This is a genomic window from Streptomyces sp. NPDC000345 (genome assembly GCF_042898825.1).
Classification (GTDB): Bacteria; Actinomycetota; Actinomycetes; order Streptomycetales; family Streptomycetaceae; genus Streptomyces.
The window spans coordinates 23,741-49,382 of sequence record NZ_JBIAZE010000025.1 but is presented as its reverse complement, the minus strand read 5'-3'; the positions used below and the strand labels follow the sequence as shown (position 1 = coordinate 49,382).

The 25,642-nt window shown below is 72.5% G+C and carries 27 protein-coding genes, 2 tRNA genes and 1 pseudogene; 14 read left to right on the top strand and 16 right to left on the bottom strand.

The window, feature by feature from the left end; all coding sequences use genetic code 11:
• The first annotated feature begins 5 nt into the window (after positions 1-5).
• The 6 genes from ehuB (at position 6) to ACFY30_RS37925 (ending at position 4,113) form a co-directional block, all read left to right on the top strand.
• Positions 6-911, top strand: coding sequence for an ectoine/hydroxyectoine ABC transporter substrate-binding protein EhuB (ehuB, locus tag ACFY30_RS37950; protein ID WP_390849699.1), 906 nt, complete (start codon positions 6-8; stop codon positions 909-911).
• Positions 908-1,552 carry an ectoine/hydroxyectoine ABC transporter permease subunit EhuC gene (gene ehuC, locus ACFY30_RS37945; RefSeq protein WP_390849698.1) on the top strand — a complete coding sequence of 215 codons (645 nt, stop codon included), beginning with the start codon at positions 908-910 and terminating at the stop codon, positions 1,550-1,552. The genes ehuB and ehuC overlap by 4 nt, the downstream gene beginning before the upstream one ends.
• Positions 1,549-2,199, top strand: a complete 651-nt coding sequence (gene ehuD, locus ACFY30_RS37940; RefSeq protein ID WP_390849697.1) for an ectoine/hydroxyectoine ABC transporter permease subunit EhuD — start codon at positions 1,549-1,551, stop codon at positions 2,197-2,199. Before ehuC ends, ehuD begins: the two co-directional genes overlap by 4 nt.
• On the top strand, positions 2,189-2,965 hold the full coding sequence (gene ehuA, locus ACFY30_RS37935; protein WP_390849696.1) for an ectoine/hydroxyectoine ABC transporter ATP-binding protein EhuA: 777 nt from the start codon (positions 2,189-2,191) through the stop codon (positions 2,963-2,965). Before ehuD ends, ehuA begins: the two co-directional genes overlap by 11 nt.
• Before the next feature lie 226 nt (positions 2,966-3,191).
• Positions 3,192-3,950, top strand: coding sequence for an IclR family transcriptional regulator (locus ACFY30_RS37930; protein WP_390849695.1), 759 nt, complete (start codon positions 3,192-3,194; stop codon positions 3,948-3,950).
• Between the two features lie 89 nt (positions 3,951-4,039).
• A tRNA-Lys gene (locus ACFY30_RS37925) sits at positions 4,040-4,113 on the top strand.
• 98 nt (positions 4,114-4,211) lie between these two features.
• Here the strand turns inward: ACFY30_RS37925 and ACFY30_RS37920 are convergent.
• The 6 genes from ACFY30_RS37920 to ACFY30_RS37895 all read right to left on the bottom strand — a co-directional run bounded on the left by ACFY30_RS37920 (position 4,212) and on the right by ACFY30_RS37895 (position 10,449).
• Positions 4,212-5,852, bottom strand: a complete 1,641-nt coding sequence (locus tag ACFY30_RS37920; RefSeq protein ID WP_390849694.1) for an AMP-binding protein — start codon at positions 5,850-5,852, stop codon at positions 4,212-4,214.
• 34 nt (positions 5,853-5,886) lie between these two features.
• Positions 5,887-6,354 (bottom strand): DUF3592 domain-containing protein, encoded by a 468-nt coding sequence (locus tag ACFY30_RS37915; protein ID WP_390849693.1) that lies wholly within the window; start codon positions 6,352-6,354, stop codon positions 5,887-5,889.
• 96 nt (positions 6,355-6,450) lie between these two features.
• The gene (locus tag ACFY30_RS37910) at positions 6,451-6,873 is read right to left on the bottom strand and encodes a DUF3592 domain-containing protein (protein WP_390849692.1); all 423 of its coding nucleotides are present in this window, start codon (positions 6,871-6,873) and stop codon (positions 6,451-6,453) included.
• Positions 6,874-6,968: 95 nt separating this feature from the next.
• Positions 6,969-7,574, bottom strand: coding sequence for a lytic polysaccharide monooxygenase (locus ACFY30_RS37905; protein WP_390849691.1), 606 nt, complete (start codon positions 7,572-7,574; stop codon positions 6,969-6,971).
• Between the two features lie 135 nt (positions 7,575-7,709).
• Positions 7,710-9,017 (bottom strand): SPFH domain-containing protein, encoded by a 1,308-nt coding sequence (locus tag ACFY30_RS37900; RefSeq protein ID WP_390849690.1) that lies wholly within the window; start codon positions 9,015-9,017, stop codon positions 7,710-7,712.
• A gap of 61 nt (positions 9,018-9,078) precedes the next feature.
• On the bottom strand, positions 9,079-10,449 hold the full coding sequence (locus ACFY30_RS37895) for a peptidoglycan-binding protein (protein ID WP_390849689.1): 1,371 nt from the start codon (positions 10,447-10,449) through the stop codon (positions 9,079-9,081).
• Between the two features lie 184 nt (positions 10,450-10,633).
• Here ACFY30_RS37895 and ACFY30_RS37890 point away from each other — a divergent pair.
• Positions 10,634-10,707: transfer RNA gene (locus ACFY30_RS37890), tRNA-Lys, on the top strand.
• A gap of 50 nt (positions 10,708-10,757) precedes the next feature.
• Here the strand turns inward: ACFY30_RS37890 and ACFY30_RS37885 are convergent.
• The 5 genes from ACFY30_RS37885 to ACFY30_RS37865 all read right to left on the bottom strand — a co-directional run bounded on the left by ACFY30_RS37885 (position 10,758) and on the right by ACFY30_RS37865 (position 15,562).
• Positions 10,758-11,414 (bottom strand): class F sortase, encoded by a 657-nt coding sequence (locus ACFY30_RS37885; protein ID WP_390821611.1) that lies wholly within the window; start codon positions 11,412-11,414, stop codon positions 10,758-10,760.
• Between the two features lie 3 nt (positions 11,415-11,417).
• Positions 11,418-11,999 (bottom strand): hypothetical protein, encoded by a 582-nt coding sequence (locus ACFY30_RS37880; protein WP_390849688.1) that lies wholly within the window; start codon positions 11,997-11,999, stop codon positions 11,418-11,420.
• A 104-nt stretch (positions 12,000-12,103) separates the two neighbouring features.
• Entirely contained in the window at positions 12,104-12,883 is a 780-nt protein-coding gene (locus ACFY30_RS37875) for an HAD-IIA family hydrolase (protein WP_390660139.1), read from the bottom strand.
• Positions 12,884-12,993: 110 nt separating this feature from the next.
• A complete protein-coding gene (locus ACFY30_RS37870; RefSeq protein ID WP_390849687.1) occupies positions 12,994-13,842 on the bottom strand; it encodes a hypothetical protein in 849 nt (282 codons plus the stop codon).
• Between the two features lie 619 nt (positions 13,843-14,461).
• Positions 14,462-15,562 carry an ROK family protein gene (locus tag ACFY30_RS37865; RefSeq protein WP_390849686.1) on the bottom strand — a complete coding sequence of 367 codons (1,101 nt, stop codon included), beginning with the start codon at positions 15,560-15,562 and terminating at the stop codon, positions 14,462-14,464.
• A gap of 56 nt (positions 15,563-15,618) precedes the next feature.
• Between ACFY30_RS37865 and ACFY30_RS37860 the strand changes: the two genes are divergently transcribed.
• On the top strand, positions 15,619-16,710 hold the full coding sequence (locus ACFY30_RS37860; protein WP_390849685.1) for a Gfo/Idh/MocA family oxidoreductase: 1,092 nt from the start codon (positions 15,619-15,621) through the stop codon (positions 16,708-16,710).
• Positions 16,710-17,216 carry a heme-degrading domain-containing protein gene (locus tag ACFY30_RS37855; protein ID WP_390849684.1) on the top strand — a complete coding sequence of 169 codons (507 nt, stop codon included), beginning with the start codon at positions 16,710-16,712 and terminating at the stop codon, positions 17,214-17,216. Before ACFY30_RS37860 ends, ACFY30_RS37855 begins: the two co-directional genes overlap by 1 nt.
• Positions 17,217-17,243: 27 nt before the next feature.
• On the opposite strand, the gene ACFY30_RS37850 is transcribed toward ACFY30_RS37855, so the two are convergent.
• From ACFY30_RS37850 to ACFY30_RS37840, 3 genes are all read right to left on the bottom strand, one after another.
• Entirely contained in the window at positions 17,244-18,101 is an 858-nt protein-coding gene (locus ACFY30_RS37850) for a fumarylacetoacetate hydrolase family protein (RefSeq protein WP_390849683.1), read from the bottom strand.
• A 136-nt stretch (positions 18,102-18,237) separates the two neighbouring features.
• Positions 18,238-18,939 carry a YidC/Oxa1 family membrane protein insertase gene (locus tag ACFY30_RS37845; protein ID WP_390849682.1) on the bottom strand — a complete coding sequence of 234 codons (702 nt, stop codon included), beginning with the start codon at positions 18,937-18,939 and terminating at the stop codon, positions 18,238-18,240.
• A 94-nt stretch (positions 18,940-19,033) separates the two neighbouring features.
• A complete protein-coding gene (locus tag ACFY30_RS37840; protein ID WP_390849681.1) occupies positions 19,034-19,345 on the bottom strand; it encodes a DUF6412 domain-containing protein in 312 nt (103 codons plus the stop codon).
• A gap of 257 nt (positions 19,346-19,602) precedes the next feature.
• Here ACFY30_RS37840 and ACFY30_RS37835 point away from each other — a divergent pair, with 257 nt between their 5' ends.
• The 3 genes and pseudogenes from ACFY30_RS37835 to ACFY30_RS37825 all read left to right on the top strand — a co-directional run.
• Positions 19,603-20,361: a hypothetical protein gene (locus tag ACFY30_RS37835; protein WP_390849680.1), complete on the top strand. Its 759-nt coding sequence runs from the start codon at positions 19,603-19,605 to the stop codon at positions 20,359-20,361.
• Positions 20,354-20,737 (top strand): GntR family transcriptional regulator, encoded by a 384-nt coding sequence (locus ACFY30_RS37830; RefSeq protein WP_390849679.1) that lies wholly within the window; start codon positions 20,354-20,356, stop codon positions 20,735-20,737. Before ACFY30_RS37835 ends, ACFY30_RS37830 begins: the two co-directional genes overlap by 8 nt.
• A gap of 46 nt (positions 20,738-20,783) precedes the next feature.
• A pseudogene (locus ACFY30_RS37825) lies at positions 20,784-21,572 on the top strand (DUF817 domain-containing protein); the annotation flags it as partial.
• Between the two features lie 21 nt (positions 21,573-21,593).
• On the opposite strand, the gene ACFY30_RS37820 reads toward ACFY30_RS37825, so the two are convergent.
• Positions 21,594-22,403 (bottom strand): class E sortase, encoded by an 810-nt coding sequence (locus ACFY30_RS37820; RefSeq protein WP_390849678.1) that lies wholly within the window; start codon positions 22,401-22,403, stop codon positions 21,594-21,596.
• A 200-nt stretch (positions 22,404-22,603) separates the two neighbouring features.
• On the opposite strand from ACFY30_RS37820, the gene ACFY30_RS37815 reads away from it, so the two are divergent.
• On the top strand, positions 22,604-24,079 hold the full coding sequence (locus ACFY30_RS37815; RefSeq protein ID WP_390849677.1) for a beta-1,6-galactanase: 1,476 nt from the start codon (positions 22,604-22,606) through the stop codon (positions 24,077-24,079).
• Positions 24,080-24,166: 87 nt separating this feature from the next.
• Here ACFY30_RS37815 and ACFY30_RS37810 read toward each other — a convergent pair whose 3' ends face one another.
• Positions 24,167-25,048 (bottom strand): NAD(P)-dependent oxidoreductase, encoded by an 882-nt coding sequence (locus tag ACFY30_RS37810; protein WP_390849676.1) that lies wholly within the window; start codon positions 25,046-25,048, stop codon positions 24,167-24,169.
• A 96-nt stretch (positions 25,049-25,144) separates the two neighbouring features.
• On the opposite strand from ACFY30_RS37810, the gene ACFY30_RS37805 reads away from it, so the two are divergent.
• On the top strand, positions 25,145-25,642 hold a 498-nt coding region (locus ACFY30_RS37805; RefSeq protein ID WP_390849675.1), incomplete at its 3' end, for a winged helix-turn-helix transcriptional regulator.

Here is a 25,642-nt window from a genome sequence, read left to right as displayed (position 1 = left end):
CCGCCATGGCTCCACCGAACAGACAATCCGGAAACCTCGAGAACCCCACCCGTCGGTCGCTGCTCGCGGGGGTGGCGGCGCTCGGCGCGCTGGGCGCCGCGGGCTGTTCGCGCGTGGCCACGGCGTCCACGGCGGACGGCGGCGACCTCCTCGACCGGCTGCGCGCCGCGGGGGTCGTACGGCTGGGCATCGCGGGCGAGATCCCGTTCGGGTACATCGACAAGGACGGGCAGCTCACCGGCGAGGCGCCCGAGCTGGCGAAGGTGATCTTCAAACGGCTGGGCGTGGACAGGGTGCAGCCCGTGCCCACCGAGTTCGGTTCGCTGATACCCGGGCTGAACTCCCAGCAGTTCGATGCCGTGGCGGCGGGGATGTACGTCAACCCCGAGCGCTGCGAGCAGGTGATCTTCGCCGACCCCGACTACCAGATGCTGGACGCGTTCATCGTCCGCAAGGGCAACCCGATGGGGCTGCACAGCTATCAGGACGTCGTGAAGAAGGGCGCGAAGTTCGCCACCGGCACCGGCTACGCCGAGATCCAGTACGCCGTGGACGCGGGGTACGAAGAGAGCGACATCCTCATCGTGCCGGACCAGGTGGCCGGGCTGAACGCGGTCGAGGCGGGCCGCGTCGACGTCTTCGCGGGCACGGCCCTCACCGTCCGCGAGATCGTCAAGAAGTCGGGCAGGACCGAGTCGACCAGGCCCTTCGCCCCGCTCGTGGACGGCAAGCCGCATGTCGACGGGGGCGCTTTCGCCTTCCGGCGGACCGAGACGCGGCTGCGCGACGCCTTCAACGCCGAGCTGCGGAAGCTGAAGAAGAGCGGGGAGCTGTTCCGGATCCTGCGGCCCTTCGGGTTCACGAAGGCCGAGATGACGGACCTGACCGCGAAGGAGCTCTGCGGCGGATGACCTCGGGACTCTGGGAACTCGTCCTCAAGGGGGTCTGGACCACCGTCCAACTCCTCGTCCTCAGCGCCCTGCTGGGGGCCGTGGTGGCCTTCGCCGTGGGGATCGCGCGCACCCACCGGCTGTGGATCGTCCGCTTCCTCGCGGGCTTCTACACCGAGGTGTTCCGTGGGACCTCGGCGCTGGTGATGATCTTCTGGGTGTTCTTCGTGCTGCCGCCCGCCTTCGGCTGGCAGCTGGTGCCGATGTGGGCGGGCACCCTCGCGCTCGGCCTCACCTACGGGGCGTACGGCGCGGAGATCGTGCGCGGGGCGCTCGCCGCCGTGGACCCGGCGCAGCGGGAGGGCGGGATCGCGCTCGGCTTCACGCCCGGCCAGCGGATGCGGAAGATCCTGTTGCCGCAGGCGGTGCCGGAGATGATCCCGCCGTTCTCCAACCTGCTGGTCGAGCTGCTGAAGGGCACCGCCCTGGTCTCGGTCATGGGCATGGGCGACCTGGCCTTCAGCGGCAACCTGGTCCGGCTCGCGCTCCAGGAGAGCGCGCAGATCTACACGTACGTCCTGCTCCTCTACTTCGTGATCGCGTTCCTGCTCACGCGGCTGATGCGCGGTCTTGAGAACCGGCTGAAGGCGGTGGTCCGATGAACTGGGACTGGAGTGCCGTGAGCGACTTCATGCCGCTGTTCTGGGAGGGGCTGCTGGTCACCCTGCAGGCGCTCGCCCTCGGATCGCTGATCTCGTTCACGCTGGGGCTGGTGTGGGCGCTGCTGATGCGGACGCCGACCAGGTGGGTGCAGTGGCCCGTGGGGATCGTCACGGAGTTCGTCCGCGACACCCCGCTGCTGGTGCAGCTGTTCTTCCTCTTCTACGTGCTGCCCGAGTGGGGGGTGACCCTCTCGGCGATGACCACCGGAGTCCTGGCGATCGGGCTGCACTACTCGACGTACACGATGCAGGTCTACCGGGCCGGCATCGACGCCGTGCCCGCCGGCCAGTGGGAGGCGGCGACCGCGCTGAACCTGCCCAGGGGCCGGACCTGGCGTGTGGTGATCCTGCCGCAGGCGGTCCGCCGGGTCGTGCCGGCGCTCGGCAACTACGTGATCGCCATGCTCAAGGACACCCCGATGCTGATGGTGATCACCGTGCTGGACCTGCTCGGCCGGGCGAAGCTCTTCTCCCAGGAGCACTTCCAGTTCACCGAGCCCCTGACGGTGATCGGCGTGGCCTTCATCGTCATCTCCTCTCTCGCCTCCCTCCTTCTGCGCACCCTGGAGCGACGCCTTGTCCGTTGACACCACCCCCGCCCTGAAGAAGCAGCAGACCAGCGAGCTGATACGACTGGAGCAGGTCACCAAGAGGTTCGGCGACCACACCGTCCTCGATCACCTGGACTTCTCCGTGGAGCCGGGCAGGCACGTCACCCTGATCGGGCCGTCCGGTTCCGGCAAGACCACCATCCTGCGGATGCTGATGACCCTGACCAGGCCCGACGAGGGCACGATCACCGTGGACGGGCAGCGGCTGTTCCCGGCGCCCCCCCAGCAGGTCCGCGAGGTCCGCAAGAAGATCGGGATGGTGTTCCAGCAGTTCAACCTGTTCCCGAACATGAGCGTGCTCAGAAACGTCACCGAGGCGCCGGTGACCGTGCTCGGGCTGTCCAGGGACGAGGCGGAGGCGCGGGCGCGCGAGCTGCTGGAGCTGGTGGGGCTGGCCGACAAGTGCGACGCGAAGCCGTCCCGGCTGTCGGGCGGGCAGCAGCAGCGGGTGGCGATCGCGCGGGCCCTGGCGATGCGGCCGCAGATCCTGCTGCTCGACGAGGTGACCTCCGCCCTGGACCCCGAGCTGGTCGCCGGGGTCCTCGACGTCCTCAGGGACATCGCCCGCAGCACCGACATCACGATGCTGTGCGTGACCCACGAGATGAACTTCGCCCGGGACATCTCCGACCAGGTACTGATGTTCGACGCGGGCCGGGTCGTCGAGGCGGGTCCGCCGGAGAAGATCTTCAGCGCGCCGGAGGAGGAGCGGACGCGGGAATTTCTGAGCGCGGTGCTGTAAGGGGGCAGGTCCGGCCGGGGTTCCGGTGGCGGGACATGACTTAGGCATATGCCAGAGGGCCAGTGTCGCAGTTGAGAGGTCCGAAGGTGCAACACATTCTCGCCAACAACCCCTTCCTTCCGCCCCCTTGGCCGTTATGGTGGAGATGATTCGCTGCCAGGATCACGGATCATGGTTCATGGTTCATGGGCCATGGACACGGCCAGAGAAGCGACCAGGGGGGACCGTGGCGCTGAAGCACGAGCCGACCACGCCGTACCACTCGACCCAGGACGCGCTGCGCGTCCTGGAGACGGTGGCCCGGCACTCCACCGGCGTCACCGACGCCGAGCTCGCCCGCCAGACCGGCCTGGGCGCGGAGCGACTGACCACGCTCCTGCGCATGCTGCGCCGCGAGGGCTACGTCGAGCAGGTGACCGACGGGGCGTACGTCGCGGGTGACGCGCTGGCCCGCCTGGGGTCCGCCCAGGGCCATCAGCAGGCCCTGCGCGACCAGCTCCAGCGCACGCTCGACCGGCTGCGCGACTCGATCGGCGCCGCCGTCTACGTCAGCCGGTACGTCGACGGCGAGGTCACCATCGCCCAGTACGCCGACAGCCCCGCCACGCCCGCCGTGCACGAGTGGGTCGACTTCCGCTTCTCGGCCCACGCCACCGCGCTCGGCAAGAGCCTCCTCGGCCAGCTCGACCACAACGGCCGGCGGGACCATCTCTCCCGGCACAAGATGGCCCGCCTCACCTCGCGCACCATCACCAGCGACCGGCTGCTGCTGTCCCGCCTGGAGTCCCAGCCGCCCACGGTCCCGCACCTCGACCTCCAGGAGTACGCGGTCGGCACGGTCTGCGCGGCCGTCCCGATCACCGCCGGCTCCTCCGTCGGCTGCCTCGCCCTGTCCCTGCCCGTCGCCCACGTGCACCGCCTCCGCCAGGCCGCCGACGCGCTGAACAGGAACGCGGCGCCGGTGCTGCTGTCCCTGGCGATCTAGGGGGTCGGAAACGTGGTCGGAAGCACCCCCGCGGACCGGGTAGTATTTTCTCTGTCGCCGGCCGCCACAGAGCGGAGGGCGAGAGTCATGCGCCGCTAGCTCAGTTGGTTAGAGCAGCTGACTCTTAATCAGCGGGTCCGGGGTTCGAGTCCCTGGCGGCGCACGATGACGATGGCGGCTCCTGTTCGCGGAAAGCGCGGACACGAGCCGCCATCGTCGTATCCGCGCCCCGCACGGTGGGGGCTCCGCCGCCCACCTCCGTCACGAAGCGCCTCCCCTGCGCACAAGGGGCCCTTCGGCCTCGTCCCGGGCGACCTTCTCGGCTTCCTCCCGGGTGAGCCGTCGGTACGTCTCCTCCCCCGGCGGCCGCCACCACACCGGGTCGGCGCACCGCACCCCTTCCCGTCTGAGCAGCGCCCGGTGGATCTTGTTCGTGGCGGTGACCGGCATCCGCCCGGCCACGCGGACGAACCGGGGTGCCATCTTCGTCCCCAGGTCCGGCTGGGCCCGCAGGAACGCGGCGAAGGCGCGGGGCTCGAAGCGCCCGGCGATCGCCGCCATCACCTGGTCGCCGGTCACCGGATCGGGCACCGCGTACACGGCGACGGCGTCCGCGCCCTCGTACCGGGCGAGGATGTTCTCGATCATCGCGGCGGCCAGGTTCTCGCTGTCGACGCGGAGGCGGTCGTCGGTCCGGCCGGCGAAGTAGAGGTAGCCGTCGGGGTCGCGGTAGAAGAGGTCGCCGGTCCAGTACAGGCCGTCGCGGCGCCGCTCGGCCTCGGCCTCGGGATTGCGCCAGTACCCCTCGAACGGGTTCGGCCCGCGATTGACCAGCTCACCGATGGCCTCGTCCCCGTTCAGCAGCCGCCCGGCGGCGTCGAGAACGGCCGGCGGACACTCCCGCCGCGTCTCCGGATCGAGGACGGCGAGCCCGGGCCCCGCCCGCCCCACCGCCCCCGCGGGTGTCCCCGGCGTCCACTGCACGGCCGCGCCGCCCTCCGAGGAGCCGTAGCCCTCCACCAGCCGCACCCCGAACCGCCGCTCGAAGGCCGCCGCGTCCACCACCCCCGCCTCCGTCCCGAAGCCGAGCCGCAGCGCGTGGTCCCGGTCGTCGGGGCCCGGCTCGGTGGCCAGCAGGTACTGGATCGCGCGGCCGACGTAGGTGAAGTACGTGGCCCGGTAGCGGCGTACGTCCGCCAGGAAGCCGGAGGCCGAGAAGCGCCGCCGCAGCGCCACCCCGGCGCCGGCCGCCAGCGCGGGCGCCCAGTCGGCGATCACGGCGTTGCCGTGGAACATCGGCATGCAGACGTAGTGCACGTCGTGCGGTGTCACGGAGAACTGCGCGGCCAGGGACCGCGCCGCGGCGGCCAGCCGGCCCTGGGTGCAGATCGCGGCCTTGGGCGCGCCGGTCGAGCCGGAGGTGAAGTAGAGGAGGAGCCGGTCGGCGGGGGCGGCCCGGGACGGGTCCGGGCGGGCGGCCGCGTACGGCGCGAGAAGAGCGGCGTACTCCTCGGTGTCCGTCACCAGGACGCGGACCCCGGGGAGGTCGAGGCCGGCGAGGAGGGGGAGGTGGGTGTGCTCGGTGATCAGCAGCCGGCACTCGGTGTGCAGGATGTCCCGGGCCAGCTCGGGGCCCCGCCGGGTGGGGTTGATCCCGGCGACCGCCGCACCCGCGAGCGCGGCGGCGGACAGCCACAGCGGGAACTCCGGGGTGTTGTCCAGCAGCACCCCCAGGTGCCGCGGGGCGCCCGCGGGCAGCAGGTCGGCGAGGAGCGCGGCCCGGGCGGCGGCTTCGGCCGCGACCTCGTGGTGGGTGAGGACGGAGTTCTCCGGGTCCCCGCACCACAGTCCCGGCCGGTGGTCGTCCCAGCGTTGCGCTACGAGCTCGGCGACGGACTCCATGAGGGCGCACGGTAGCTGACGCAGCGTCAGATGACTACGGCCGGACCTCGTCCCAGACGGAGAACGCGGCGTCGACGGAGATGATGAAGCCGACGCAGAAGGCGAGCGCCACCCCGAGGAAGACCAGCAGACAGCCCGACTCGGCGAAGAGCCGCCCGTGCGCCGGGGGCCTGGCCGTGGCCTGCTCGGGCCGGTCGGCCGGATGGAACACGGTGACGATGTCACCTTCCAGGATCGTCCCCGGGCCGTTCTCCTCCTCGAACCGCACCGTACGGCCGTCCCGGGTGGTGAACTCGTAGACGTGGTGCAGGGTCGTCACCACCCGCCGGTGCTCACCCCCGGTGGTCCTGGTCGTCGTGTACGTCCGCAGACAGCGCGCCTCGGCGGTGAGCCCGCTGCCCCAGGCCCGGGTGGCCCGGCGGGAGCGGCTGATCACCGTGTACATCGCGAGCAGGATCACCGCGATCATGAACGACGGGATGATGTAGAAGAAGATTTCCACGTGAGTCCCCCGAACTCCGAACACCGGCCTGCGCGGTCGGCGTGCAGGGAACGTACCCCCGCGGGGAGCGGGGGCGACTCAAGGGAAGCTCAGAAGTCAGGGCGTGGTGACCAGGAGGTGGATCATCACGGCGATGCCCGATCCGAGGACGAGCAGGCCGAACACCATGGCCGCCGTGTCCTTGCCGGGCTGCGGCGCGAACGCCGTGGCGCGCTCGGGGTCGTCCGGCGAGTAGTGGACGACGGCCTCGTCACCGGCGCCGCGGTCGCGCGGACCGCCGCCCTCCTTGAAGCGGACGGCGCGGCCGTCCCGGGTGGTGTAGTCGTACTCGTGCCACTGCACCTGCCGGGCCACGTTGTTGACCACCTGCGTGGTCCGCCAGGCCCGCACCACGCGGCCCGGCGCGGTCAGCCCGCTCTCCCAGGCCGCCCGCCGCTGCCGGGTGCGGCGCACGATCGCGTACCCCGCCACGACGAAGCCGACGATGAGCAGGACGAAGAACATTCTGGCGGCCTGCATATGAGGCGTACCCCCGTACGTCGGTGTCAGGACCCGTGTGCGCCGGCCCCGGACGACCCCGGTTCCGGCGCACGCGGACCCTATCCGACGACCTCTCAGAACGTGACGTCGGAGCAGGCGTAGAACGCGTTGCCGGTGTCGGCGACCGTCCAGACCGCGAGGATCACGTGGTGCCCGCTGAGCCCCGACGGCAGGGTGCCGCTGTGGGAGAGGGTGGCGGGCGGACGCCGGCCGCCGTAGGGGACGGTGAGGAAGGGGGTGAGGTTGAGGTCGGAGCGGGCCAGGTTGTGGTTCTGGTTCCAGCCCTGCTTGGTGACGTAGTAGGTGAAGTCGGTCGTGGCGTGCATCGCCGTGAACTGCCAGCGGAAGGTGTAGCTCTGACCGCCGGTCACCCTCGTGGCCGGCCATGCCCCGCCCGACGGTGTCCTCGGACTGTCGAGCTGGGCGAAGCGGGTGTTGTTCGCGGAGCAGATCCGCCCGTCGGCCGCGCCGGTCGCCGGGAAGCCCTTCGGGCCTTCGACGCTCTGCGGCTCCCACTGGATGTCGCCGCAGTCGGTGACGGTGCCGTTCTGGCAGAGCTTCTGCCTGCTGACGGGGAGGTCGGTGTAGCCGTGGCTGCCCGCGCCGCCGGCCGGGAGCACGACGGCTCCGGCGGTGGCGAGGCCCACCACGGCGGCGTAGAGCCTGGTCCTTGTGCGCATGCTGCCGCTCCTGGAGAACGTGGGGAGTTCTTCGGGCCGGAGAGCCCGTGAGCCGTGCAGGTCTAGACCAAGTCCGAGATTATGACCGCCGCTTGTACATGTCCATACCAATCGCGGGACCTGTTCGAGGGACCGTCAGGGCGCCTGCTCCCCGCGCCCCGCGCAGAACGCCACCGTCAGGTCCTTCACCAGCGCCTTGCGCTCGTAGTCGTCCAGTTCCACCAGGCCCCGCATGGTCAGCCGGGTCACCGTGTCCTCCACCGAGTCGACGACCGAGGTCAGCACGGTCGCCCGGTGCTGGGCGTCGAGGGCGGCGATCCGGCGGCGGTGCATCGCGGCGGCGACCTCCGGGGCGTACTCGATCCGCAGCGGCTGCACCGAGTACACCTCCAGACCGATCGCGCCCGCGTCCCGCGCGACCCGCCGGGTCAGCGCCTCCCCCGCCGCCTCCACCGAACCCCGGCCCGCGCCCGGCGGCTCCACCGGGATCCGGGCGAGGGCCGCCTCGACACAGTCCCGCAGATACGTCTCGTGGTCCTCGACGCCCAGCACGGCCCGCGCGGTGTCCCGCACCCGCCACACCACCAGGACGACCACCCGCAGCGCGACCCCGCTGCCGTCGGCCGCCGGCATGGGCTCACTGCGCCAGTGCCGCAGCCGTACGTCGACCCGGCGGCGCAGCAGCAACGGATTGACCCACAGCAGTCCGGTGCGCCGGACGGTCCCCCGGTAGCGGCCGAACAGATTGAGCACCCAGGCCCGCCCGGTGCGCCCCCGCGCCAGCCCGCCGAAGCCGAACAGCCCCAGGGCGCCCGCGCCCGCGTACGCCGCCCACTGCGCCGGACCGAGACCGGTCCCCGCCCACACCGGCAGCCGCAGCGCCTCCCCCACCAGCGGCGGCAGCACCCCCGCCCACCAGGTGGTGGCCACGCATCCGGCCGCCCCGCAGGCCCCGGCGAGCACACCGGCCCCGCCGGGCAGCACCCGCGCCGGCCGCTCCGCCAGGGCGGGGTCGACCTCGGCCAGGGGCCGTGCCTTCGCCGCCACCGGCCGCCGCAGCCTCGGCTGCTCCCCGGTCGCCGCCCGGCTCCCCACCACCGCGGGCCCGACCGGCACCGCCCGCGGCTCGGCCTCGTCCCGGAACAGCAGATGGACGGGGATCTCGGTGGTCGCCTCGTTGTGGATGAGCCGTGCGGGCCGGCCCTGCGCGGCCTCGGACGCGTCCCCCCGGGCCGGCTGCTCGGCCTGCCGTTCGCCCGCCCTGCCGGCCGGTCCGGTCCGGGAGTCCCGCTCGGGCCGTTCACTCCCGGCACCGGACGCCTCGTGCGTCTCCCCCGGTACCGCGGACCGGGACGGCTCCCCGGCCGGGCCCTCCGTCGCGGTTTCCCCGACCGGTCCGGACGGCGTCTCGGGCTCGGGTGTCTGTGAAGTGGTCGTGTGCATTGCGTGCCTCCAGCCTCCGCGCCAGATACGCATGACAGTCGTGCGGTGACAGTGGGTCGGGTTACGAGAAGAGCCGCCGCCAGGTCTCCGGGCCCGGGTGGCCGTCCGCCGCGCCGCCACGCCAGCCCTGGGCGCGCTGGAACGCCTCGACGGCACGCCGGTCCGCCTCGGTCCAGCGCGGCCCCGGGCCCTGGGCGTAGTACCTGCCGAACCCCTTCTTCACCAGTTGCCTCCCCAGCTGGGTGACGTACGCGTTGTGCGCGCCGGGGCGGAACAGGTTCCGGCCGGGGAAGGCCGGGACGCGCGGGGGCGAGGAGGGAGAAGAGGGCGAGGTGGCCGGCGGGCCCGCGCCGCCGGTCGCGGGCGGCGGTGCGGTAGGGGTGGCGGGCGGTCCGCCCGCCTCGACGTCCTTGCCCTGCCCCGTGACCAGGAGCCGCCAGGTCCCCGGTCCCGGCAGTCCGTCCGCGTCGGAGCCGCGCCAGCCCTGGGCCTGCTGGAAGGCCTGGGTGGCCCGGCGGTCGGCGTCCGACCAGCGCGGGCCCGGCCCCGAGACGTAGAAGGGGGCCGCGCCGCGCGCCACGAGGAGCCGGCCCAGCTGGGTGACGTACGCGTTGTCGGCCCCGGGACCGAAGAAGGACCGCCCGGGATACGGGGTCGCCGACGCCTCGGCTCCCGCGCCCGTGCCGCCGCCCGCCGCGAGCCCCTTGTAGCGGTAGGCGACATAGCTGTCCGAATGACTCCAGTAGGCGTACGGGGTGGCCTGACGGCGGGCCGCCGGGCGGGTCTCCTCGTAGGCGATGTAGTAACTGCGGGTGTAGTCGGTCCAGCCGCCGAAAAGGACGACGTGCGAGCCTTTCTGCGGGTCGGCGGGATTGTGGAAGAGGAGAATGTCGCCGGGCTGGAGTTCCTCCTTGGAAATACGCGTCCCGTACTGGTCGAGGGTGCCCGTCCACTCGTTCCCGGGCAGATGCCAGGCCATCGAGACGAAGCCCGAGCAGTCCTGCCGGTAACCGTCGGACCAGTAGGCGCTCATGCTGTACGGCACCCGCGCCGCGACCCATTCCCTGGCCCGCCGGATGATCTCCGCGCGGGTGGTCACCGGTGTCCCGGCGACGCTCGGGGGCTTCGCGGGCTGTCCGCCCGGGCCGTGCAGCGGCGCCGTGCCGCCCTGCGGGGTCTCGGGCTCGTCACCTTCGGGAACACCCGGTGGGGCGGGGGCCTGCGAGGCGGCGGGCGCGGACCCGGCGGGACCGGCACCGACCGCCGCGGACGCCGCCGCCGCGACGACCAGAGCCCGCCGGGCGGCGGGACGGCCGCCGAACCGGGCGGATCCCGGGGAAGGGGAATACGGGCTCACCCGGCGCCCGTGAACGCATCCGGGGCAGTCGCAGTCACTCGCGGGATCGAATTCCTCGAACACCGGAGTCTCCATGCGATTCCCCTCACACTCCAGATGGAAATGTCCGCGCCTGTGCACGTTCGCCAGTTTCTCAACTGTCGTCCCGGTGCGCATGCTGACGGTCCGAACGATGTAAGCGGACCCCGGGGCGGGAGACGCCCGGGAACGGGTGGTCAGGGGCACCCCCCGGCGTCCTGTAGAGTTACGACGTCAGCAGGCGCCGCTAGCTCAGTTGGTTAGAGCAGCTGACTCTTAATCAGCGGGTCCGGGGTTCGAGTCCCTGGCGGCGCACAGACGGCAAAGGCCCTTCGCGAAAGCGGGGGCCTTTCGCGTTGCCCGGTTCAGGTGCGGCCGGTCAGATACGCCGACACGATCACGTTCGCCGTGTAGCTGCGGCTCGCCCGGTCGAAGGTGCCGCCGCAGGTGATCAGCCGCAGTTCGGCGCGGTCGGGCCGGCGGGTGCCGTAGGCCCGCCGGGCGTCGAAGTCGTCGCGCGGGACGACCTCGACCTCGTCGACGGTGAACTCGGCGATCCTGCCGTCGTCGCGGACCACGCGGATCGTCTCCCCCGCCCGCATGGTGCTGAGCTTGTAGAAGACGGCGGGGCGGGTCTCGGTGTCGACGTGCCCGACCATCAGGGCGGTGCCCCGGGCGCCGGGCTTCGCGCCGGCCGCGTACCAGCCGACGACGCCGGACTGGTCGAACGGCGGCGGGTCGATCGCGCCCTCGGGGTCCAGGCCACGGGCGACGACCGGAGCCTGGACGCCCAGTTCGGGGATGTCGATGCGCTGGGGCAGGGCCGCCGCCAGCGGCTTGGCCGCCGGCGGCAGGTCGGCGTCCGCCGGGCGTCCCACGGCGGCCACGTCTCCCGTGGTCGGCGTGGACACGCCCGGCCGTACGTCGGTCACCTCGCGCCCCCACAGCCACAGCCCGAGCAGCAGCACCGCCCAGGCCACTCCGGTGACGAAACGACCGGAGGAGCGTTCGCGGTCGGACATGGCTCAGCCGCTCCTGCGACTCCGGCGGGCGCTGCGGACGCCGCGGTACGCCACCACCGCCGCGGCCACCCCCGCCAGGACCAGCCCGGTGACCGCCTGCGCGGTGCCGGGGCCGTCCACCCGTGCCTCGTCGTCGGCGGCGAGCGGCGCGGCGCCGCCCCCGCCCGCGTGCACCGGGGCGACCGGCGAGGCGTGGCCGGCGGGAGCCGACGGCCGGTCCGGCAGTGGCTGCGACTCAGCCGCTGCCACGACCTTGATCCGGCCCTTCACCTGGAAGTCGACGCAGGTGATCTTCACGTCGTAGGTGCCGGCCTGGATCGAGGAGCGGACCCGGGTCTCGCCGGCCAGCGTGCCGCCCGTGCCCACGAGCCGGGCGTCCGCGACGAAGGCGGCCGAGGCCGCGGTGGCCTTCCTGCCGCCGCAGCCGCTGACCTTCAGCGTGACGTCGGCGCCGGGCGCCGGTGTGGACGGTGTCACGGAGACGCTGCCGCCTCCGCCGTCCTCCCCCGAGGCGTGGACCGTCGGGAGGAGCACCGCGGCGGCAGCCGCGACGCCCGCACAGAGTGTGACTTTGAGTGAACTCATCGTGAACCTCCAGCTCTCTGGAGACTCCCCCGCCGGGACCCCGTCCGCATCCTCTGGCGGGGTCTCGCTGCTCCGTACGGGTGGCTTTCCGTGCCGTCCGTGTTTCAGATCCGGTCGACGAGGTCCGCGATCGAGTCGACGACCTTCGACGGGCGGTACGGGAAGTTCTCCACCTGCTCGGGCCGGGTCAGACCGGTGAGCACCAGGAACGTCTGCATCCCGGCCTCCATGCCGGCCAGCACGTCGGTGTCCATGCGGTCGCCGATCATCGCGCTGGTCTCGGAGTGGGCCCCGATCGCGTTCAGACCGGTGCGCATCATCAGGGGGTTCGGCTTGCCCGCGAAGTAGGGCTGCTTGCCGGTCGCCTTGGTGATCAGCGCGGCCACGGCGCCGGTGGCCGGAAGGGGGCCCTCGGTGGAGGGGCCGGTCTCGTCCGGGTTGGTGCAGATGAAACGGGCGCCGTCGTTGATCAGCCGGACGGCCTTGGTCATCGCCTCGAAGGAGTACGTACGGGTCTCGCCGAGGACGACGTAGTCGGGTTCGTGGTCGGTGAGGATGTAGCCGATGTCGTGCAGCGCGGTGGTCAGACCGGCCTCGCCGATGACGTACGCCGTGCCGCCCGGCCGCTGGTCGTCCAGGAACTGGGCGGTGGCCAGGGCCGAGGTCCAGATGTGGTCGATCGGCACGTCCAGGCCCATGCGCTGGAGGCGGGCGTGCAGGTCGCGCGGGGTGTAGATCGAGTTGTTCGTCAGGACCAGGAACGGCTTGCCCGACTCGCGCAGCTTCTTGAGGAAGGCGTCGGCGCCGGGGATGGGGACGCCCTCGTGGATCAGCACACCGTCCATGTCGGTGAGCCACGACTCGATGGGCCTGCGGTCTGCCATGTGCGGGGTCTCCTGCCGTACGCGGACTGCGTGCGCCCCAGCCTAGCCATACGCCCGATCTTGAGGGAATGGCCGGAATCGAGGCGTCCACTGGGTGGGACCGGCGGGGCTCAGTTGCGTCGGCGTGCGAGCAGCAGAGCGGCGCCGGCGGCCAGCAGACAGGCGGTGGCGGCGAGGAGGACGGGGGTGGCGGGCAGGCCGGAGCGGGCGAGTTCCTCGGCCTGGTCGGCGAGGGAGGGGGCACCGGTGGCCTGGGCCGCTGCGTCGGGAGCGGGCGTGGCCGCCCCCGACGCAGCGGGGGCGGCCGCCGTGGTGGTGGCGGCCGGGTCGGTCTCCGTGGCGCGACCGGCATCGGGGTCGGGATCGGAGTCGGGGAGGGAGCCTCTCTCGACGGCGAAACGGTAGTCGTTCGACTGCCCGACCCAGTCGCCGTCGTCGCCGTGCCGCTGGACGACCGCGGCGTTGGCGGTGATGTCGTTGGGCGCGGTGTCCGAGGTGAGCGCGAGACGCAGCTTGACCGTGAGGGTCTTGTGGGGGCCGACCGTGAAGCCGGCGAACGCGCCGGCCTCTCCCTCGGGACCGTCGGTGAAGGCACCGACCAGCTCTTCCTCGTCGGTCGGTTCGAAGCGGACGGGGTGTGGCCGGCCGTCCGCGTAGAAGTCCAGGTGGGGCTGCGAGGGCCGCAGGGCGCGCTCGGCGTCGACGAGGACGACGACGGGATGGATCCCGGCGCAGGTGAGGTCGGTGGTGTTGGTGAGGTCGAGGTACCAGGTGCCGTAGCCGCCGCCGGCCCGGTAGGAGTCGGGGCCGCCGCGCAGCCGGGTGGTGAGGGGGAAGGCGTCGGCGTCCGAACCGGCACAGGGCGAGCCGCCCTCGGCGTGCGCGGGCACGGGAAGGAGGCCGGCGGCAGCGACGGCGGTGACGGCTGCGGCTGCGGCACGGCGGAGGGCGGCGGGCATGGTCACTCGCATGGTCAAGTGAGCTTGCCCGGGAGGCCGGGCCGACCGGGGACAACACACCGTGCGGTCATATGATCTGCCGCTTTTTCACCTGTTCGGTGCAGCGCGGCACCCGGTACGACCCCACGATGACCGCCGGACCGGCTCGGGCCGGGGGCCGACTCGTGTGGGGGCGACGGCCACCCCACTCCCAAGGCAGGGCGAAGCCACCCGGCCCGCCTGGCGAGGCGACGGCGGACCGGCTCACCCGATGGGGCGAGGGCCGCCCGGCTCACCCGGTGGCGCGACGACCACCCGGCTCACCCCGTGGGGCAACGGCCACCTGGCTCACACGGTGAGGCCACGACGGACCGGCTCGCACGGAGGGGCGACAGCGGCCGGCTCGCGGTGGCCCTACGACCACCCGGCTCCCAGTGGCGCCACGGCCGCCCGGCTCGCGCGATGGGGCGACGGCGGACCCGGCTCGCGCGTGGGGCGACGGCCACCCCCGCTGGCGCGGTGGCGCGACGGCCAGCCCCGCTGGCACGGTGGCGCGACGGCCACCCCCGATCCCACGGCAGAGTGGCAGACACCCCGCTCGCGCGGTGAAGGCGAACCGCTCGTGCGGCGGCCCCGTTCCTCAGCCGTCCCCCCGGCCGAACACCGGTGCGAGCAGCAGTTGGGCCGCGCCATCGGCGACCGTGCGGTCCCCGCCCGGTGCGAGGCGGACGGGGACGGCGCCCTCCGGTGACCCCTCGCGCCGGGCGCGGTCGGCGAGCACCGAGGTGACCCCGCGGACGAACGGCCCCGGTGCCGCCATGACCGTACGGCCGCCCAGCAGGACGAGGTCGATGTCGAGGAGGCCCACGAGGTTGGAGGCGCCCTCGCCGAGCACCCGGGCGGCCTCGCTCACATCCCCCTTGCCCATGGCCGCGAGGCACAGCGCCTCGACACAGCCCCGGTTCCCGCACCAGCAGTGCAGCCCGTCCATCTGGATGACCTGGTGCCCGAACTCGCCCGCGCCGGTGCGCGCCCCCCGGTGCACGGTCCCGCCGATCACCAGGCCGGCCCCGAGCCCCGTAGCGAGGTGGAGGTAGGCGAAGGAGCCGTGCTCACCGCCGACGGCGAGCCCGAGGGCCGCGGCGTTGGTGTCCTTGTCGACGACCACCGGCACCCCGAGACGGTCGGCGAGGGCGTCGCGCAGAGGGAAGCCGTCCCATTCGGGGAACCCGGTGACGCGATGGAGCACGCCGTGGATGTGGTCGAGCGGACCGGGCAGGGCGACGCCGACACCGAGGAGGGAGCCGGCGTGTCCCAGTTCGCCGACCTCCCGCACCACCACCTCCAGGACCGACTCGGCGCCCGCGCCGAGATCCAGGGGGGCGCGCCGCTCCGCCACCACGCTCCCGTCGAGGTCGGCCAGCACGGCCCGCAGCTCGTCCCGGTCCAGATGGACGCCGACGGCGTGCCCGGCCTCGGGGACGAGGCGCAGGAGTGTGCGCGGCTTGCCGCCGGTGGAGGCGCGCTGGCCCGCCTCGGCCGCGAACCCCTCCTCCCGCAGCCGAGCGGTGATCTTGCTGACCGCCTGCGGGGTGAGGCCGGTGCGGTCGGCGAGCTCGAGCCTGCTGATGCCGTCCCGCCCGGCGGAGCGCAGCAGGTCCAGTACCAGTGCGGCGTTGTGGTTGCGCAGGTCCGGCAGGTTCACCCCGGTCGTGCGCCCGCCTCCGTTCGTCCTGTTCACCTCTCCATTCTCCCCCCTGCTTGCACTTTGGCAACAGCGTTGCGAAAGTGGGGGTCATGACTGGACGCAAGACTGGTGAGACAGGCGGGACGACGCTCCGCGTGGGCCTGATCGGATACGGCCTCGCGGGCTCCGTGTTCCACGCCCCGCTGATCGCCGCCACCGAGGGCCTCGCCCTCGACACGGTGGTCACCTCCAACCCCGAGCGGCGGGAACAGGCCCGCGCCGCGTTCCCTGACGTACGGGTCGCCGCCACCGCGGAGGAACTCTTCGCCCGCGCCGACGAACTGGACCTGGTCGTCGTCGCGTCCCCGAACCGGACGCACGTCCCGCTGGCGACCGCCGCCCTGGAGGCAGGCCTGCCGGTCGTCGTCGACAAGCCGGTGGCCGGCACCGCGGCCGAGGCCCGCGAACTGGCCGCCCTCGCCGACGACCGCGGTCTGCTCCTGTCCGTCTTCCAGAACCGCCGCTGGGACAACGACTTCCTGACCCTGCGAAAGCTGCTGTCCGAGGGCGGACTGGGCGACGTCCTGCGCTTCGAGTCCCGCTTCGAACGGTGGCGGCCGCAGCCGAAGGGCGGCTGGCGCGAGTCCGGCGACCCCGCAGAGATCGGAGGTCTGCTGTACGACCTCGGCAGTCATGTGGTCGACCAGGCACTGCAGCTCTTCGGCCCGGCCGTCTCCGTGTACGCGGAAGCCGACGTCCGCCGCCCGGGCGCGGAGACCGACGACGACACCTTCATCGCGCTCACGCACGCGAACGGCGTCCGCTCCCACCTGTACGTCTCCGCCACGGCCGCCCAACTCGGCCCGCGCTTCCGGGTGCTGGGCTCCGAGGCGGGCTATGTGAAGTACGGCCTGGACCCGCAGGAGGCGGCACTGCGGGACGGACACCGTCCCGGGGCCGGCTGGGGAACCGAACCCGAGGAACTGTGGGGCCGGGTGGGCTCCGGGGATTCCCCGTCGACCGGCGGCGGACGACCCGTTCGGACCCTCCCCGGCGACTACCCCGCCTACTACGCTGCGGTGGCCAGGGCACTGATCGACGGCGGCCCCAACCCGGTGACCGCGGTCGAGGCGGCCGCCGCCCTCGACGTACTGGAGGCGGCCCGCCGTTCGGCACGAGAAGGAATGGTGGTGACGCTCTGATGGGCACCCACGAGCTGACCCCGAAGTTCACCCCGGAGATCACCCCCAGCCTGGAGGAGCTCCAGGCCCAGGAACGGCGGCTGGTCTTCCGCCAGTTCACCAACGACGACGCCTGGGCGCTCGGCTCGCTGCTGGTGGAGCTGGCGCGGGAGCGCGAGGCGCCGGTGGCCGTCGACATCCACCGCGCCGGCCAGCAGCTCTTCCACGCGGCCCTGCCCGGCTCCACCCCCGACAACGACGCCTGGATCGCCCGCAAGCGCCGGGTCGTGGAACGCTTCGGCGCGTCCTCCTACCTGGTCGGCACGCGCTACCGGGCCAAGGGCACGACGTTCGAGGACTCCTCCCGTCTGGACCCCGACGAGTACGCGGCCCACGGCGGCTCCTTCCCGATCACCGTGGAGGGCGTGGGCGTCGTGGGGGCGGTGACGGTGTCGGGCCTGCCGCAACTGGAGGACCACCGGTTCGTGGTGGAGGCCCTGGAACAGTTCCTGGAGAAGTACCTCTAGGCGGGAAACGGCAGGGGCGCGGGGCGCTCACGCGTCCTTGAACTCCTGCCGCTGCCTGCCCAGTCCGGGGATCTCCAGCTCGACGACGTCCCCGGCCCGCAGGAACGGCTTGGGGTCAGGCGCCCCCAGCGCCACCCCCGCCGGCGTCCCCGTGTTGATGACGTCCCCGGGGTGAAGGGTCATGAACTGGCTGACGTACCGGACGACTTCCCCCACGGGGAAGATCTGCTCGGCCGTCGTCCCGTCCTGCTTCAGCTCCCCGTTCACCCAGAGCCGCAGCGCGAGATCCTGCGGGTCGGCCACCTCGTCGGCCGTCACCAGCCAGGGCCCCAGCGGATTGAACGTCTCACAGTTCTTCCCCTTGTCCCAGGTCCCGCCGCGCTCGATCTGGAACTCCCGCTCGGACACGTCGTGCGCCACCGCGTACCCGGCGACCCGCGCGAGCCCCTCCTCGGCGGACTCCAGGTAGCGGGCGGTACGCCCGATCACGACCGCCAGCTCCACCTCCCAGTCGGTCTTGGTGGACCCGCGCGGGACGAGCACGGTGTCGTACGGCCCCACGACCGTGTCCGCGGCCTTGAGGAAGATGACGGGCTCGGCCGGCGGCTCGGCGCCGGTCTCCCGGGCGTGGTCGTGGTAGTTCAGCCCGATGCACACGATCTTGCCGATGCGGCCGAGCGGCGGGCCGGTCCGCAGCCCGGTCGCGTCGAGCACGGGCAGCTCGCCGGTGCCGGCGGCCGCGCGGATCCGGCCGAGCGCGGCGTCGTCGGCGAGCAGCGTGCCGTCGATGTCGTCCACGACGCCCGACAGGTCCCGCAGGATGCCGTCGGCGTCGAGCAGCGCGGGGCGCTCCGCGCCCGCCGTTCCGACGCGCAGCAGCTTCATGATCCCCATCTCCCTCGGTCGCGGAGCGTCCGCCGACGGGTGCAGCCATCGGACGACTGGCCGATCCTCCAAGGTCGGCGTCCGCTCCGCAATACCCGGTTCACGTACTGGACCACCGGCGGTCGGCGGTCGGCGGTCAGCGGTAGAGCACCGCCCGTTCGACCGCGCTCCACGTCGAGCTGGTCATGACGTACAGCGCGGCCGCCAGCGGGACGACGGCCACGGTGACCAGGGTGAAGAAGGACAGGAACGGCATGACCTTGGTGACCGTGCCGAGCCCGGGCACGTCCTGGCCGGTGCCGGTCTCGGGGAGCGGGACCCGCCTGGCCCGCAGGTAGTTGAACGTGGCGACGGCCGTGACGACGGCGAACAGCCCGAGATACACCAGCCCCGCCGGCCCGAACACCCCGTCGCCGGTCAGCGCGTCCGTCCAGCGGTCGCCGAGGGGCGCGTCGAGGAGCCGGTGGCCGAGCAGCCCGTTGGCCTCGCCGCCGATCGAGGAGCTGGAGAAGAGGTGGTAGAGGAGGAAGAAGGCGGGCGCCTGGCAGAGCGCGGGCAGCAGCCCGGACAGCGGCGACACCTTCTCCCGGGTGTGCAGCTCCAGCACGGCCTGCCGCAGCTTCTCCGGGTTCTTCGCGTGCTTCCGCCGCAGCTCGGCGATCTTCGGCTGCAACGCCGTACGGGCCTTCTGGCCCCGGGCCGCCGCGCGGGACAGGGGATGCACCAGGAGGCGTACGGCAGCGGTGAACAGGACGATCGCGGCGGCCGCGGCGGAGGCGCCGAACAGCGGCTGGAGCAGGTCGGCGAGGTGCTCGACCAGGGTGGCGAAAACGGACATGGGTGAGGAGCCCTCCGGGGGTCTCGTCGTGCCGGGACAGCGGGGATTGCGGCATGACGACCCGCGCGGGGTCACGGGGGTGAAGGAGTGTGCCCTACGCGGCGGTCGCCGGGAGGGCGCGGCCGGGTGCCCGGGGTCGGGGCCGGCCGGAGGCGTCCGGGTCGCGCTGCGGCAGGAAGGCCGTACGGCGGGCGCGGTCCCTGATCGCCGTGCGCACCCGGGTGGGCGGGACGGCGGGGGCGCTGCGCGCGGCGACGAGGGAGCAGACGGCGAGCGCGGAGGAGACGGCGGCCGTCGCGGCGAGCGCGACGGTGGCCGGGAGGCTGCCGGGGTCGAGGAGGAGGACGTCGAGGACGAGGAAGAGGAGGAGCGGTGTGGCACGCGGGGTGAGCCGGTCACGGATCACGCGCCCCCGCCCTCCCTCACTCGCCGCTCGCCCGTTCACTGTCCCACTCGCCCATTCGCCCGCTCAATCACCGGGATTCCGTCGCTCACTGAGACTGACGCCGTTCGCGCCCGGTCGGTTCACGCCGGAGCGGTCCCGATCGGTTCCACCGGACACGGGACCGCGCGAACACCCGCTTGTATCAAGCGTTTGACACAAGATGCGGCCCACGGCATCTTGTACTCACCGCTTGATACAAAGACCGACCCGGGGGCCCCATGCTCGACACCGTCTCGCCCGAAAGACTCCTGGCCCGTGCCGATCTCTGTGCCCGCTGGGCCGGACTGACCCTGGGCGCCGGGGTCGCCCAGGCGTTCGCCACCATGGACAGCGACGAGATGGCCATGCCCTTCGTCTCCGCCGTCACCTCCTTCGGACTGTGCGCGGTGGGCGGAGTACTGCTCGGGGACTCGCTCACCCCCGCCCCGCGGGAAGCGGTCCGCACCGCCGGCCTCGCCCCGCGCCGGGTCCGGGACCACGTACCGCCCCGGATGGCCCCGTTGCTGGTCTTCCAGACGGCGTGCCTGGTCCTCCTGCTGGCCGTCGGGGTCGCGGTGGCCGACGCCGACGGCCAGGACCGGAGCGGCCGGGCCCTCGCCGTCACCTGCGCCATCGGCGGCACCCGCCGCCTCGGCCCCTGGCCCGGCCTCTTCTACGCCACCCCGGTCCTCGTCTCCCTCGCCCTCGGCACCGCCGCCTGCTTCTGGGCCCTGCGCCGCATCACCCACCGCCCCGGCGACAACCAGCAGCGCCACGACCGCAGCTGGGCGATCACCGCCGCCTGGGGACTGCTGGTCTCCAGCCAGTTGCTGCTCGTCCTGGGGATGATCGGCCGGGTGCTCTTCTACTCGAGATGCGCGGGAATGCTCGGCAACATCACCGCCCTGGTCATCTACCCGCTGGGCCTGCTGAGCCTGTTCACCCTGGGCTGGTGCCTGTTCACCATCGTCGTCCCCCGGGCCGTGGACGATGAATGACCCCGCCGTCCGCGTCGACACCACCAGCCAGGTACCGCCGTACGAGCAGATCCGCGCCCAGCTCGCCGCGCTGATCCTCACCGGCCGGCTGCCCGAGGGCGAACGCCTGCCGACCGTACGCCAGCTCGCCGCCGACCTGGGCCTGGCACCCGGCACCGTCGCCCGCGCCTACCGCGAACTGGAGGCCGCCGAGCTGATCCGCACCCGCCGCGGCGCCGGCACCCGGGTGGCCGCCCTCCCCTCGGAGCCGGCCGGCTTCCACCCCGACCGACTGACCACCCTGGCCCGCGACTTCGCCTCCGCGGCCCGCGCCCTCGGTGCCGATCCCGAGGCCATCCTGGCCGCCGTGGGCGAGGCACTGGAGCAGCAGGCGTAGACGGGTCACTGCAACCGCGGGCCCCTTCCGCCGCCTCTCCCTCACCATGCACGGGATCAAGGGCCACGCCAGAACGTTCATCCGGCAGCTCGCGCACTTCGGCTGGCTGCAGGCGCGCTGCTGCGCCTTCGCGGCCGCGCTGTTCGGCGGCATGGCGGTCTCCACCATGCTCCCGCACCTGCCGGTGGCCCGCTACGACCTGCTGCTCGCCTACGGTGTGCTGCTCACCGGCGTCGGCTACCTGCTGAAGTGGGAGACCCGCCGGGAGGTCGCGGTGGTGGCCGCCTGCCATGTGCTCGGGTTCGCCTTCGAGGTGGTGAAGGTGCGGGTCGGCTCCTGGAGCTACCCCGAGCCGGCGCTGGCCAAGGTCGCCGGGGTGCCGCTGTACGGGGGGTTCATGTACGCGGCCGTCGGCAGCTACGTCTGCCGGGCCCGGCGGCTGCTCGACCTCTCCGTCACCGGCTACCGCGCCCGCGCCACCGCCGCCCTGGCCGTCGGCCTGTACGTCAACTTCCTGAGCCACCACTGGCTGCCGGACCTGCGCCTGCCGCTCGGCGCCCTGCTGCTGGCCGCGACCTGGGGAACCCTCGTCCACTACACGGTCGGCGTCCGCCGGTACCGGATGCCGCTGGCCCTGGCCTTCACCCTCATCGGCTTCTTCCTCTGGGTGGCGGAGAACCTCGCCACGTACCTCGGGGCATGGCGCTACCCGCACCAGCTCCACGGCTGGGAGCCGGTCTCCGTGTCCAAGTGGGTCTCCTGGGCGCTGCTGATCAGCGTCACGTTCGTCATCTGCGGGGCGCGCCGGGGCGACGGGGCGCGGACCCGTACCGCCGCACCGGCTCACGGCGGGGCGCTAGCCCCGGGGCCGCGTGGCGGTCAGCTTCCCCCACACCACCAGCCGGAACCGCGAGGTGTACTCGGGCGTGCAGGTGGTGAGGGTGAGATAGCGGCCGGGGACGGAGTAGCCGTGGGCGGGCCTGGTGAGGGAACGGGGCACGGGCCGGACGACGCCCGAGTCGCGGGGTGAGGTCTGCGGCAGGATCTTGTCGACGGTGTAGGTGTACATCGCGTTCCTGGTCTCCACCTCCACCGTGTCGCCCTTCTCCAGGCGGTTGAGGTACCGGAAGGGTTCGCCGTGGGTGTTGCGGTGCCCGGCGACCGCGAAGTTGCCTTCCTGTCCCGGCTGCTGGGTGTGGGCGTAGTGGCCGGCGTACCCCTTGTCGAGGACCTTCTGCTTGCTGGTGCCCTCGGCGACGGGGACGCGGAGGTGCAGGCGCGGGATGCGCAGGACGGCGTAGGCCTGGGAGGGGACGGGGGTGGCGGAGGACGTCGTGGTGGTGCCGCCGGACCGGCCGGATCCGCGGCCCCCGCCGGAGCCGGAGCCGCCGTCGACGTCACCGTCGCCGCCGCTCCCCCGGCCGGAGCCACCGGCACCGGCCTCGGTCCCGGCGGCGCCCCACTCCCGCTCCAGCGCCTCCACCGTCCGCTCGGCGCCCTCCCTCGCCTCCCGGTTGGTCCACCACAGCTGATGGACGACGAGGAGCAGCACCAGCACCCCGGCGGTGACGAGGAGTTCGGCACCGCTCCAGAGCACCCGCCGGTACCGGGCGCGCCGCCGCCGGGTGCTGTGCTGTACGAGGGGGATCCGCACGCCGGGCACCATAGGGCGAGCGGGCCGAGGTCTCCAGAGCCGTACCCGCACGACCGGATCCCGTTCTGTCCCGTTCGCCCCGCCGAACCCCGGCCCGCCCTTTCTCCATAGGTTTGAGAAAGGGCTGTCAGAACCCTCGACAATCCCACACGCCACACCCGATGCTTCGTGTCGGCCGAACGGGACCGGCCATGACTCGGAGCGGAGTAGCCATGATCCGACGCAGGACACTGCTGGCCGCCACCGGCGGCGCGCTGTTCGGAAGCGCGCTGGCGACGGGCACCGCCCACGCCGACGCGACGATTTCCGTCAACCCGTCGACCAGCTACGGCACCTGGGAGGGCTGGGGCACCTCGCTCGCCTGGTGGGCGAACGTCTTCGGTGGCCGGGACGACTTCGCCGACGCCTTCTTCACCACCAAGTCGGTGACCTACAACGGCACGAGCCTCCCCGGCCTCGGCCTGAACATCGCCCGCTACAACCTCGGCGCCTGCAGCTGGAACACGGTGAACGGCGAGTCGATGGTGGCCTCCCCCAACATCCCCGCCTTCAAGCAGATCGAGGGCTACTGGCAGGACTGGAACAACGAGGACCCCACGTCCTCGGCCTGGGACTGGACGGCGGACGCCACCCAGCGCGCGATGCTGCAGAAGGCGGTGGCGCGCGGCGCGACGACCGAGCTTTTCGCCAACTCCCCCATGTGGTGGATGTGCCTCAACCACAACCCCTCCGGCGCCTCCGGCGGCGGCAACAACCTCCAGTCCTGGAACTACCGCCAGCACGCCTCCCACCTCGCCGCCGTGGCCCTCTACGCCAAGAACAACTGGGGCGTGAACTTCGCGACGGTCGACCCCTTCAACGAGCCCTCGTCCTCCTGGTGGACGGCGACCGGCACCCAGGAGGGCTGCCACATGGACGCGACGGTCCAGTCGGCCGTACTGCCGTACATGCGCAGCGAGCTCGACAAGCGCGGCCTGACGGCGACGAGGATCTCCGCTTCGGACGAGACGAGCTACGACCTGGCCCGCACCACCTGGAACTCCTTCTCGTCGACGACGAAGGGCTATGTGAACCGCGTCAACGTCCACGGCTACCAGGGCTCGGGCGGCCGCAGGGACCTGCTCTACACGGACGTCGTGACCACGGCCGGCAAGGCACTGTGGAACTCGGAGACCGGCGACAGCGACGGCACCGGCTACACGATGGCCTTCAACCTCCTCTACGACTTCCGCTGGCTGCACCCGACGGCCTGGGTCTACTGGCAGGTGATGGACCCGTCGACGGGCTGGGCGATGATCGCGTACGACCAGAGCACCCTGCAGCCGACGACCGTTCAGACGAAGTACTACGTGATGGCCCAGTTCAGCCGTCACATCCGCCCCGGCATGAAGATCCTCGACACGGGCGTCAGCTACGCGGCGGCCGGCTACGACGCGTCGGCGAAGCGCCTGGTGATCGTTGCCCTGAACACCTCCTCCTCCGCCCAGACCCTGACCTTCGACCTCTCCCGCTTCACCACGGTGAACGGCGGCTCGGGCGGCGTGGTCCCCCGCTGGAGCACCCTGACGACGGGCGGCGGCGACCTGTACACCGCCCGCTCCGACACCTACCTGAGCGGAAAGACGGTGGCCGTGCCGTTCGCCGCGAAGGCGGTGCAGACACTGCAGGTGGACGGGGTGACGATCTAGAGCCCGCCGGTGAACGTGCCGGTCGCAGCGTCTCGTGGAGGACTGTGACCGGCACGGTCGTTCGGCCCCGGGGCGGCAGGTGGCCGGTCAGCGCACGAGCAGGTCGACCACGCCCGTCAGGTCCTCCTCGCCGCCGCCCTCCGCCAGGCGTCGGCGCATCAGCTCGAAGTAGGGGCTGAGCAGTTCCGGGCTGACGCCCTGCTGCTCGGCGGTGCTCAGGAAGGTCGGCGTACCCGCCACCTGCATGGCGAGGTGGGAGACGACACCCTTGGTGTAGTCGCCGCTCCGCAGCTGGTCGGCGGTCTGGTGCACCGCCGGAGCCATCGCGACGAGCCAGTCGGCGAGCAGCGGGGCGAGCGCCGTGGGGTCGATGTCCTCCTTGCGGATCAGGGCGAAGGCGTGCGCGGCACCGGCGAACATTCCGTACATGGCGCTGAGCAGGGCCACGTCGTACAGGGCCGCGAAGCCCGCGTCCTCGCCGACGTAGGTGGTGCCGGCCGGGACGGCCAGGGTCTCCTCGTGCCGCTCGAACACCTCCCGCGAGCCGCTGTAGAAGACATAGCCGCCGGCTTCCGGGACGCCGATCATCGGAGGGACGGCCATGATCCCGCCGTCCAGGTAGCGGGCGCCGCGCTCGCGGGCCCACTCGGCGCGGGCGCGGGCCTGGGCGGGGGTGCTGGTGGTCAGGTTCACCAGATCCCGGCCGGCCAGGTCGGCGCCGGCCAGCGCCTCGCCGACCGAGGCGTCGTCCAGCAGACACACGACGATCAGGGTGTTCGCCGCGACCGCCTCGGCGGCGGTGTCGGCGACCCGCGCACCCTCGGCGGCGAGTGCCGCGGCGCGGGCCGGGGTGCGGTTCCAGACGGTGAGCGGGTGGCCGGCGGCACGCCAGGTCCGGGCCAGCGCGCTGCCCATCGCGCCGAGGCCCAGCAGCGTGACGGAAGTCTTCTCAACAAGGTTCTGTGTCATGCCGATTAGGCTGGTCACAGGTCCTGAGGTGATCAAGTACGCACTTGGCGGTAGGTGGTTACCCCGGGGTGAGCGAGCACGTCGGAAGGGTGGGGCATGACGACGCTGAACCGGCCGGGCGCACCAGACGGACACGTCTGCGGGATCGACACCGCGATGGAGGTGATCGGCGGCAAGTGGAAGGTGCTGATCCTCTGGGCGCTCCACGAACACCCCTACCGACGCTTCGGCGAGCTGCGCCGGCTGCTTCCGGGGATCACCGAGAAGGTGCTGGCCTCACACCTGCGCGAACTGGAAGCGGACGGCGTCGTGCACCGCGTCTCCTACGACGAGGTGCCGCCCCGCGTCGAGTACTCGCTGACCGAGGACGGCATACGCCTCAACGCCGCACTCCAGCCGCTGGCCGACTGGGGCCGCGCGCGGCCGGCCACGCGGGGGCTGGAGGAGACGGCGGTCCAGGGCATGAGGGATCCACTTCCGCACCCGACCTCGACGTCGGCGTCGGCGTCGGCGTCGGCGTCGGCGTCGGCGTCGGCGTCGGCGTCGGCGTCGGCGTCGGCGTCGGCGTCGGCGTCGGCGTCGGCGTCGGCGTCG